Genomic DNA, 9,974 nt, shown 5'->3' with positions numbered 1-9,974 from the left:
ATGGTTTGGGTTACACTATCCATTTTAACCTACGAGATGTAGCAATATGGAGGGCTGTCTTTTGTTTACGTTCATCATAGCTAGAATCAAACAACAGTCGGTGATAGCTAAATCCAATCTTTGTAAGAATAACATTCTCCTCGTTCCCTCCACCCGCATAGCGGCTAGTTCTTTATTTCGCGCGTTTCACGCACCAAACGGGCTAAAGCCCAAAACAAAAACCCAGCCCGCTTGCTGGACTGGGTTTAGTAAATTTAACCTAAAAGAAAATAAGCAGCAAAGTGGCGACTATAAAGCAATAATACGTGAAATAAATGAGCTTGCCTCTTTTCATAATTCCCATAAACCATTTCATGGCGAAATAGGTCATGAACAGTGTCGCAATAAAGGCTGCAATATATGGAATCGCAAGCTCAGCCTTATTAGGTTCATTCATAAAATCAGAAAACCCGAGTACAACACCGCCAAGGCTAACAGGAATATAGAGCATAAAGGCAAAGCGCAGCGCTGTATCCTGTTTGATGCCGCAAGCTATGGCGGAAATAATGGTAGCACCTGAGCGGCTAATGCCAGGTGTTAGTGCAACGGCCTGTCCCAAACCAACTAAAATGGCATCCTTTAGCGTCATATCTGCCTCGCCTTTTCTGCCTTTCATATTACGGATTAAAAATAAGGCGATACCTGTCACAAACAACATGAGGGCAATGGTCGTCATACTGACACTGTCTGCAATGAAATCCTTTAGAAGCACTCCAAGGATAGCTGCTGGAATCGTACCGATGATGATATATAGCACAAACCGGAAATCACTTTTGTAGCGCGCATCCTTCGTCTGCAGATAGCGGAATGAATTTTGGATTAAGCGAATAATATCGTCGCGATAGATCCATAGTACGGCGAGTAATGAAGCGGTGTTCGTTAAAATCGCAAACGTGAACCCTTGTTCACCTAGCCCTAAAATCTCACTCGCAATCATCACATGTCCGCTAGAAGATACAGGAATTGGTTCCGTAAAACCTTGAACAAGCCCAATAACGATCATTTTTAAAATAAATACAATGTCGATCTCTCCCATAACTCCTCCTTGTTTATTACTTACTGTATGCTATGTATCTTGCTATTAGCACCCACTCTTCCTATGTTACAACAATAGGATAGAAAATCGTTCGATTAATATAACATAATCGCATAGCAAATGACAATTTCGTCACCTAGGAACATATCGATTGGCTATTAAAGTTAGTATGGTGCTACGAGATAGATTGTTGCACCTTATCCAATACGGCTATGATCAGACCAATTTCGCGTTTGATGTGAACAAGAGTAAAAAGGATCCCTATCGATGAGATAAGGATCCTCATTTTTTACAAGATTATTTGATGATGGCGACTTCAGGTTCTGGAATGAACCCATATTCCTTGTATATCGCTTCAGAAACGATCGTTTGCAATTGAAGAATATGTTCCGCCGTGGCATCTTTTACATTGATCAGCATATTGCCATGGTGTGATGAGATCATTGCTCCCCCATACGTTGTTCCTTTCAATTGCAGATGATCGACTAGCGCGCCAATGGACTGCCCGATGTCATAATTATTTTTAAAATAGGATCCGCAGGAATGATGAACAAAATGCTTGTTTTTAGTCCGGTATTGTTCGATTTCCTGAATGAAAGCCGGCGTATCCGGCTGCGTAAGTCTTTTCATTTCACCCGAAAAAAACGCATAAAATTGCATTAAATTCGATTTGTTGTCTTTCATGAGCATATATTTTTCCAGAATAGATTCTATCTCGGTTTCACTCAACAATCGATGGCCTTCCACGGGGATATCCGCCCCAAGTATAATCCAAGGTTTCTCTTGGAAAACCGATTGTTTATAGCCATACTTGCATTCTTCGACGGGGATGCATTTGATCTCTAAGTCCGGTTCAGCCGCATCCAAATAATATACCCTGGAAATGACATCTCCTATTTGCCCATGGTAGTACTTAGCATTCATATAAATGCCAGCACCAAAACTCCCCGGCAGCAAGTGCGTGAATTGAAAACTTTGGCTTTGAATCAACTCTCCCGCAAGAGCCAGCATCGACATTGGCATTCCAGCTGACACAAACCACTCCCCGTCCTTAACATCGAATTGCAATAGCTCTTTTAATGAAATATACATCATGTTTGTGCTTGGTCGATCGGAGAATAAAACATTACTTCCAATTCCAAAAAGCGTGTACTCTAACCGCTGTTGCTTACAATATCGCAGAAGTTCAACTAATTCGGTTACACAATGTGGGCTTGCAAAATACTCGGCAGTTCCACCTATGGCATATGAGCAGTGATTAGCGAGTTTTTCTTGCTTTTTAATCAATTGTTCGATTTGACGCGGCTCTTTATGTGAAATCAATCGTAGTCACCTTTCCATTCTTACGGTCATTTATGATGTTACCTGCATATTTATTTTATCATATGAAGCTGATGCCTAAAAAATCAAGCAACACCCTCCGTAAAAAAACAAAAAAAGCCGGCTAATTGACGGCTTCTTATGCGAATGTGAACGGATATAAACGGAACAGTATCAACTTTCGACCTGTTCAGCCAGCTTATGACTGTCAATTACCCGACCTGCATGGATTCCGCAATCATCCGGACGATCCAGACATTGGAGAAAATCGTCGACTGCACCAGTAAATCCGCGCCGATACAAAATATTATCCCAGCTGCCAAACGTTTCCTTTTGCGAATGTACACCTCGCGCCACATATGTCGCTTCATCCAGATTGACGACGGTTGCCGACCTTCCGCCCCCGTGCAGCTCGACTTTCTCCAGGTCGCATCCTGCTTGCCGCACCATATCGAACGTACTGTACACAGAATCGCTGAGCCGGACTGCCCCGGCCCCATGCAGCAGCCTGCCTGCCTCGTCCTTACGGATGTAATGATGAAGTAATTCATAGTCATGATCTGTCATCCATAATAAGAGGTCGAGCATATGGATCAAATCATCGTAGACGGTCTCCTTTGCAGGGCGCTGGTGAAGCCCTGTCCGATGCTTGAGCACGGCCACTGATTCCAAGCCTTGACCGCCCTCCACCCACTCCCGGGCTTTCCGGTACAAGGGAGCGTACCTGCGGTTAAATCCAACGGCCAACAACAGCCCCTGTGCTTCAGCAAAGGCAGTCATCTCATCGGATTCCCGCAAACTATAGGACAAAGGCTTGTCTACATAGACAGCCAATCCCCGTTCGAGGCACTGCATAACTATATCGAAATGAGACTCCGTTGCCGTATGTACAAAAACCGCATCAAGATCCCAGGATAGCAACTCTTTCATTTCCGTTGTCCCTTGCTCTATCCGGTACAAGCTTTGCAATTCCTCAACCGGCCCTGCGGACCGATTCATTAGCCCAACAATCTCTACACCGGAATGGGATGACAGCAAAGGCATATATACTTTTCGCGCGATACCGCCAAGCCCGATAATTGCAGCACGGGTTCGATTGCTCACATTGTCCATCGATGAATTCCACCTCTCACACAGCCCTATGTCTTATTTATGGATAACCAGATCAATCTCCTGAAAACGGCTTACTTTAGTATTCCAACGCTCCTCAACATACTTCATATGTACCGGATGGTTATTGTACGCATCGTAAGCGTTCTGATCAGCAAACACCATAGAGAATCCGTAATCAAATTCGTTCTTGCTGCTCACCTGATCAAACACCTCAAATTGTTCAACGCCAGGGATCGCTGCTAGTTCTTCTCTGCTTACCTGCAAAAAAGCCTCTGCCTCTGCATTATCCTTACCAGCATGCAATGAGAATGTGACCATGTGTTTAATCGAGCTCATCCAATTTCCTCCTTCATATTCCGTTCAATGCGTTGCGCTTGATTTCTACCTGATTTCTACCATGGTATCAAATATTTTCTCATTGATAAATAAGCAGTACTGGAAACGATTAAAATCCTGTAGTGTATTGTTTAGGAACAGTAATTTCTTGCTTTAGAGCCGCTGCTGCTTCAAGCGTCCAATAAGGGTTCCTTAACATTCCTCTTCCGATCGCAACAAGATCCGCATCCTCATTGCCTATAACGGCATTAGCCAGAATGGGGTCTTCCAATCTACCAACAGCGATTACCGGGATATCCAAAGAAGCCTTAATTTCTCTAGCCAAGGGGACCTGGTAAGCCGCATGTGTGCCTGGTTTATCGGAATCGCCAAACGGGCCTTCTCCGCCAGAGGAAATATGAAACATATCTACTCCAGCATCTTGAAAATGCTTAGCAAATTGAATGCTTTCGTTGATTCCATAGCCGCCATCAACATACTCTTTAGCTGAAATACGCATAATTAAAGGCATGTCATCGGGCATCTCAGCTTTTGCTGCTTCTATAATCTCCCGGCCAAACTTCGTAAGATCCTTTCCATACTCATCATCCCGCTGATTGGTTAACGGGGAATGGAATTGATGAATTAAGTACCCATGAGCACCATGGATCTCAATCGCATCAAATCCAGCTTTAACTGCACGTTGTACAGCTTGACGGAATTTCTCTACCATACCTTTAACTTCTGATGTAGTCAAAGCTCGCGGAGTCTTCCAATCCTTGTCAAACGGAATCGCTGAAGGTGCTACCGGCTCTGCCGTATCCTCCGCTTTTCTCCCGGCATGAGCAATTTGGATGCCGACTTTGGCGCCGTATTTATGGCATGCTTCTACGATTCTCGCCAGCGCTGGAATTTGCTCATCAGACCATAGTCCTAAATCATAATCGCTAATGCGGCCATCGGGTTCCACATCGGTCATTTCTATGATAATAAACCCGGCTCCCCCAACGGCCCGGCTAACATAATGCAGATAGTGCCAGTCGGTAGCGATGCCATCTTTATTCTCGACGGAATATTGACACATCGGCGGCATGACGACACGATTTTTTAATTCCAAACCTTTAAATTGATATGGGCTAAACAAATGGTTCACGAAAACCACTCCTTTATCATCACAGTTGAATGCATGCGCACGCATATAAAATTAGCACGGATAAATTTCTTTGTCAACTTCATCAAATACGTTTCGCATAAAGAAAAAACCTTCAGAACGTGTCTGAGGTTTTCAAGAATCATAACGATGTTTTACGGTCGTAGCGATTGAACTCAATTCCTGTAATAACTGTTCCTTGGAGAGATTATCTCGTAATAAATTCTCAACCGTAGCTAGCGATTCCTGAAACTTCACTTCTCCGGACGGAGTGAGACAAGTATATATTCCCCTGCGGTCATTTTCACAAACATCTCTTTGCAGTGTACGGCAATTTTTGGCCTCTAATCTTCCAACTAGCCGTGATATGGCGCTTTGACTAAGGCCAACCCACTCCTGAAGCTCCTGCAAACGCAGCTTTTTATCCTCTGTTTGCGCTAGGAGATATAGAACAAAGAACTCTTTTAGTGAAAGGTCATGCTTAGCTTGCAGTTCTGCTTCAATGCTGTTATTGATCTGTGTCTGGAGATTTGTTATGGACATCCAGCTGTCTATGAGATCGCTTTTACTGCGGCTGCTCATGCGTACTCCATTCACCTCATCTTTCCCGTCTTTAGGCGTCGCACCCTCATTTAAACATGTTAATTCATTATTCTATCTATCTTATTTTGAATAGTCAAACAGGTTCACGTTTTATGAATGGGGAAAGCTTCGTCTTTGGAAATGCGAATCATTTCTCCAGGAAAAAACTGCTTAAAGTACTTTTCAACCCTTAGATGAATGTCCTTCTGATACCACTTCGATAAATCATGCGTCTCAAATAAATGAGGCATGCCCAATCTTTCTGAGCGTCTACCCATCAGACCGTCTCCGATCAGGAGTGTATCGATCCAAATTCGGTCCACAATCCCTTCCAGCACGTTAGGGAAATCAGGGGTAAAAGGCAGGATCGGAGATAGCGCAGCCTGGGTAAAGACTCCCGCATCATGCAATTCTCTTAACGCCTTGAGCCGCAACCTGATTCCGGGAGCATACGGGGCAAAAATTCGCTTCACATCTTCACGGTCTGTTTCCACCGTCATCGATACGAGAACTTCACATCGTTCCTTTAATACGATCAGCAAATCCATATCCCTTGTAATCAAAGGGCTGCGCGTTTGAATTTGGAGCAAATGCGGCGGGTTTTCAATCATTTCCTCCAAGATTCGCCGAGTCACGGCTGCCTTGGCTTCAATCGGCTGGTATGGGTCAGTTGCCGAGGACATAAAAATATGAACCGGTCTGTTATTTCGGCGAAGTTTGATGACTTCATTCCGGTAATTTTCAGCTGCATTTGCTTTGACGTCTACCCATCCTCCCCACGGAATCTCTTTGAACTTTTGAATCGGCATTTCTCTGACATAGCAATACTTGCACGCAAATGCACAGCCGCTATACGGGTTTAGGGAATGAGTGAATCCGATATCCAAATAACCCTTCGCTTCACTAAGGATTTTTTTCGACATAATTTCTTTGATTTCAATTGGCATCTGATTCTTCTCCCCCTATTCAACTACCCATTGACGGAATGAACTGAAATCTTGGCCGCTCTACTTTTCATTCCCACGCTCAGCCAAGCTCTGTAACGAACAGCTAATCCTGTTTGGCAAAATAATGATCCACACCATATTTAAATGAATCAAGAAAAAACGAAATGGCCCTTCTACTTACTTCCGCATGGGGATTAATAATATCAAACCCATGATAACAGCCTCTGTAGAGCTCGAAATGGACCGGAACTCCAGCTTTTTTTAAATTCTCTGCATACTGTATCGTCTCATCCCGGAATGGCTCGATATCACCCACAAAAGTAATCGTTGGGGGAAGATTGCTGTAGTGGTCCGCTCTGGCAGCGGCGGCGTATATAGGTACCTCTTCATCATAAAGCTCGCCAAGATACAATTTCCAGGCCCATTTGTTGTAATCAGAGTTCCAAATCGGAGCATTGTTTTCTTTGGCCGATTCCGTAATCATGCGGTCGTCCATCATCGGATACAGCGGCATTTGAAACGCAATATTCACTTCTCCCTGATCTCTCGCGTAAAGCGAAAGTGCCGCGGTTAACCCAACGCCAGCGCTTTCGCCTCCTACTATGAGCTGGTCTTCTCGTATGCCTAGCTCTTTTGCATGGCTTTTCATCCATAAAAGAGCGTCATAGCCATCTTCTAATGCAGCCGGATATGGCGCTTTGACCGATAATCGGTAATCGGGGGCGATGACAACGCAATTTTTTGCCTGAATTAGCCTTTCATAGGTGTTCACAAATACTTCAGGGTTGCCCATGGCATAACCTCCCCCATGTATCCAAAGAACTCCGGGGACATTTTCTGTGTGATGAAGCGGTTTATATATACGAGTACGTATCGCTTTGAACCATCGGCCCGCGGGATCCACTATTCGCTGCACTGCAAGCCATCCATGTTTTTACCCGCTGATTTATCCGTCCTTTGCCTCGCCTTATGCACCGATTGAAGCCATTTTTCCTCACTGGAAGATTTCGTTAATAGATTTATGAGTGAACCTCTTATTCTTAATTGTTTATCAATCATTCGATTTGTAATTTTTATGTTTATTTCCTTCTTCCTTCACTTCGCCTCAGGGGAGCAACGAGCCATCGAAAGTGATTGTATTTAGTATGGTACTAGTTTGTTTAATTGGCAAGTTCCGTCGCTGTGGCGGGATTTCGCGCAACAGCCCCAGGTAATCCCGTTCCTGTTAATCAGCGCCTTCCGGCAATTTGATCTTGATGTATATTTCCTCCTTTGACATAATTTAGGTAACTGAAATCAAAATAAAATAATGGGAGAGTCGCAATGCATCGATCAAAAAAAATTCTCATCATCGAGGACGAGAAGGATATTTCACGCATCTTAAAAGACTATTTAACTAAAAATAATTATCAAGCCGCTATTGCCGGAACGGGTCAGGACGGACTCAAAATGATAGACATGCTGGAACCGGACTATATCATTCTGGATATCATGCTACCTGATATGGAAGGTATCGATCTGTGTCGAAAAATCCGCGAACGGAATAATGTACCGATTATGATCCTCAGCGCCAGGGGAAGTGATACCGACAAGTTGCTTGGTTTTGGCTTTGGAGCCGATGATTATATGACGAAGCCGTTCTCAATCACTGAGCTGCTGGCACGCATTAATGCCCATTTCCGTAGATATGAAAGTATGGGCACGGTGTACCATGATCCCGATTCCCTGCGTTTTGGAAGTCTGGAAATCAATAAAAAAGCTTATCAAGTCACCGTAAACGGTAATGAAGTTTCTTTGTCCGCCAAAGAGTTCGAACTGCTCTATCATTTAGCCATCCACAAAAACCAGGTGTTCTCGAAACCCCAATTACTGGACGCGATCTGGGGATATGCCAACTATGGGGATGAAAATACGGTTACCGTGTATATCCGGCGGCTGAGAGAAAAACTTGAAGCGGACCCGTCAAATCCTGTTTATCTCAAAACGATATGGGGCGTTGGTTATAAATTCAGCGCAGACTAACAGACGGGAGGCCGAGATGATATGACTTTAAACTACTGGGCAAAAAAATGGCTGGCCATCGCGCTGCTTCTTCTTGCCGTTTTTATAGGCAGCAGCTTTTATTTACTTTCGTACAGCCTTTCTAGCGCCAAAGAGTCTCTTCCCAATGACGTGATCCAGCAACTGCGGCTGGCCATTAATCCGCTTATGCTCTATTTGGAACAGCATCATGACCAAATCGGGACCAACGAAGTGCAAGCCGAGTTACAGCAATTGTCGGTCAATAGCGGTATAGACCTCGTATATGTGCAATTGGACGGGACAGTTTCCTTCAGTTTGCCAACTTTTTCGTCCATACGACAAGAAAACGTCAACCGCTTGCTGCGTTACGATATTTATTCAGGCCAACGCGACGACGGAATGTTCCAAATCGCCTTTCCTGTCATCGACGGAGAATCTCAAAGACAGGTGGGCAACGTCATATACTTCCTTCCAGACTCCAAAGTCCTTTCCACTAAATCTGATAACCGTCCTATTTTCGTATTCATCGTGATTGTTCTTGCTATCCTCTCCTTCGTCATACTGCTTATGTCCATGAATCGTAAAATTAAAAACCATTTTATTTCGCCCGTTGTTCAGTTGAAGCATCACGCCGAAGCTATATTAAAGGGCAATTACGAGCAAAAAACTACCTATGCCAGCTTAAATGAAATGGGAGAATTATATGCCATGTTTGATCAAATGCGGATGGAGATCATGTATTTAAGCATGCAAAGAATTAAACAGGAAAGGGACCAAAAAGAGCTGATCACTAGCATCTCTCATGAAATCAAAACGCCGATCACTACCGTCAAAGCCTACATCGACTCCATACTTGAAGGCGTCTGTTCAGAACCCGATACAATGTTGGAATATGTCGGAATCATGCGAACACATACCGATAAAATGGCCCGGCTGGTCGAGGATCTTCTCCTCCATGCCCTGCAGGATTTAGGTCAAATTACCGTGGAGCCCTGCGAACAATACAGTCGTGAAATTCTTCAGAGGATTTTAACCCCCATCGGCCATTATGTGCGTACAAACGAACTGACCTACATAGAACCCCAAGAAATTCCCAATGTATTGATTTCGATCGATGCCGTCCGAATTGAACAAGTTATTTCCAACCTGGTGTCTAACGCGTTAAAGCACTCCTCCCCGGGCGACTCCGTCCGAATTGACGTCAAACTTGAGGCTGAAATGCTAAAAATAATCATAGCCGACACAGGCAGCGGTATCCGGCCGCAGGATATGCCCTTTATATTTGAACGTTATTTCAGAGGGCATCCAGTCGACGCTGCGCAGACAGGCACCGGTCTGGGTCTTTCCATCTGCAAAACGATCATCGAAGCGCACGGCGGCACGATTTTCTTCACCAGCAAACATCGACAGGGAACCACCTTTTATTTCACTTTGCCTTTATGCTAATTCT

General features: G+C 44.2%; 10 protein-coding genes. 2 read left to right on the top strand and 8 right to left on the bottom strand.

The annotated features are described in order from the left end of the window. Positions 1-259 precede the first annotated feature (259 nt). The 8 genes from G358_RS0123065 to G358_RS0123030 form a co-directional block, all read right to left on the bottom strand. Positions 260-1,075 carry an undecaprenyl-diphosphate phosphatase gene (locus G358_RS0123065; RefSeq protein ID WP_019639623.1) on the bottom strand — a complete coding sequence of 272 codons (816 nt, stop codon included), beginning with the start codon at positions 1,073-1,075 and terminating at the stop codon, positions 260-262. A gap of 297 nt (positions 1,076-1,372) precedes the next feature. Further along, positions 1,373-2,398 (bottom strand): UDP-N-acetylmuramate dehydrogenase, encoded by a 1,026-nt coding sequence (murB, locus tag G358_RS0123060; RefSeq protein ID WP_240480097.1) that lies wholly within the window; start codon positions 2,396-2,398, stop codon positions 1,373-1,375. 171 nt (positions 2,399-2,569) lie between these two features. Then, positions 2,570-3,508 carry a Gfo/Idh/MocA family protein gene (locus tag G358_RS0123055; RefSeq protein WP_019639621.1) on the bottom strand — a complete coding sequence of 313 codons (939 nt, stop codon included), beginning with the start codon at positions 3,506-3,508 and terminating at the stop codon, positions 2,570-2,572. A 33-nt stretch (positions 3,509-3,541) separates the two neighbouring features. Continuing rightward, on the bottom strand, positions 3,542-3,844 hold the full coding sequence (locus G358_RS0123050; RefSeq protein ID WP_019639620.1) for a Dabb family protein: 303 nt from the start codon (positions 3,842-3,844) through the stop codon (positions 3,542-3,544). Positions 3,845-3,953: 109 nt separating this feature from the next. Continuing rightward, positions 3,954-4,976 carry an NADH:flavin oxidoreductase/NADH oxidase gene (locus tag G358_RS0123045; RefSeq protein ID WP_019639619.1) on the bottom strand — a complete coding sequence of 341 codons (1,023 nt, stop codon included), beginning with the start codon at positions 4,974-4,976 and terminating at the stop codon, positions 3,954-3,956. A 132-nt stretch (positions 4,977-5,108) separates the two neighbouring features. Next, complete coding sequence (locus tag G358_RS0123040) at positions 5,109-5,555, bottom strand: MarR family winged helix-turn-helix transcriptional regulator (protein WP_019639618.1); 447 nt, start codon at positions 5,553-5,555, stop codon at positions 5,109-5,111. Positions 5,556-5,659: 104 nt separating this feature from the next. Beyond that, positions 5,660-6,502, bottom strand: a complete 843-nt coding sequence (locus tag G358_RS0123035; protein ID WP_019639617.1) for an SPL family radical SAM protein — start codon at positions 6,500-6,502, stop codon at positions 5,660-5,662. Between the two features lie 103 nt (positions 6,503-6,605). After that, the gene (locus tag G358_RS0123030) at positions 6,606-7,406 is read right to left on the bottom strand and encodes an alpha/beta hydrolase (RefSeq protein ID WP_240480098.1); all 801 of its coding nucleotides are present in this window, start codon (positions 7,404-7,406) and stop codon (positions 6,606-6,608) included. A 419-nt stretch (positions 7,407-7,825) separates the two neighbouring features. On the opposite strand from G358_RS0123030, the gene G358_RS0123025 reads away from it, so the two are divergent. Then, on the top strand, positions 7,826-8,524 hold the full coding sequence (locus G358_RS0123025) for a response regulator transcription factor (RefSeq protein ID WP_019639615.1): 699 nt from the start codon (positions 7,826-7,828) through the stop codon (positions 8,522-8,524). A 21-nt stretch (positions 8,525-8,545) separates the two neighbouring features. Beyond that, positions 8,546-9,970, top strand: coding sequence for a HAMP domain-containing sensor histidine kinase (locus G358_RS0123020; protein WP_019639614.1), 1,425 nt, complete (start codon positions 8,546-8,548; stop codon positions 9,968-9,970). Positions 9,971-9,974: the final 4 nt, after the last annotated feature.

Origin of the sequence: Paenibacillus fonticola DSM 21315, assembly GCF_000381905.1 — a bacterium.
GTDB classification, from domain to species: domain Bacteria; phylum Bacillota; class Bacilli; order Paenibacillales; family Paenibacillaceae; genus Fontibacillus; species Fontibacillus fonticola.
This window is presented reverse-complemented; position numbering and strand designations above follow the sequence as displayed.

Excerpts from the sequence above, each read along its gene's own strand:
- G358_RS0123050 (WP_019639620.1), bottom strand. The coding sequence starts at position 3,844 with ATGAGCTCGATTAAACACATGGTCACATTCTCATTGCATGCTGGTAAG.
- G358_RS0123025 (WP_019639615.1), top strand. The coding sequence starts at position 7,826 with ATGCATCGATCAAAAAAAATTCTCATCATCGAGGACGAGAAGGATATT.
- G358_RS0123040 (WP_019639618.1), bottom strand. The coding sequence starts at position 5,555 with ATGAGCAGCCGCAGTAAAAGCGATCTCATAGACAGCTGGATGTCCATA.
- G358_RS0123055 (WP_019639621.1), bottom strand. The coding sequence starts at position 3,508 with ATGGACAATGTGAGCAATCGAACCCGTGCTGCAATTATCGGGCTTGGC.
- G358_RS0123020 (WP_019639614.1), top strand. The coding sequence starts at position 8,546 with ATGACTTTAAACTACTGGGCAAAAAAATGGCTGGCCATCGCGCTGCTT.
- G358_RS0123065 (WP_019639623.1), bottom strand. The coding sequence starts at position 1,075 with ATGGGAGAGATCGACATTGTATTTATTTTAAAAATGATCGTTATTGGG.
- G358_RS0123035 (WP_019639617.1), bottom strand. The coding sequence starts at position 6,502 with ATGCCAATTGAAATCAAAGAAATTATGTCGAAAAAAATCCTTAGTGAA.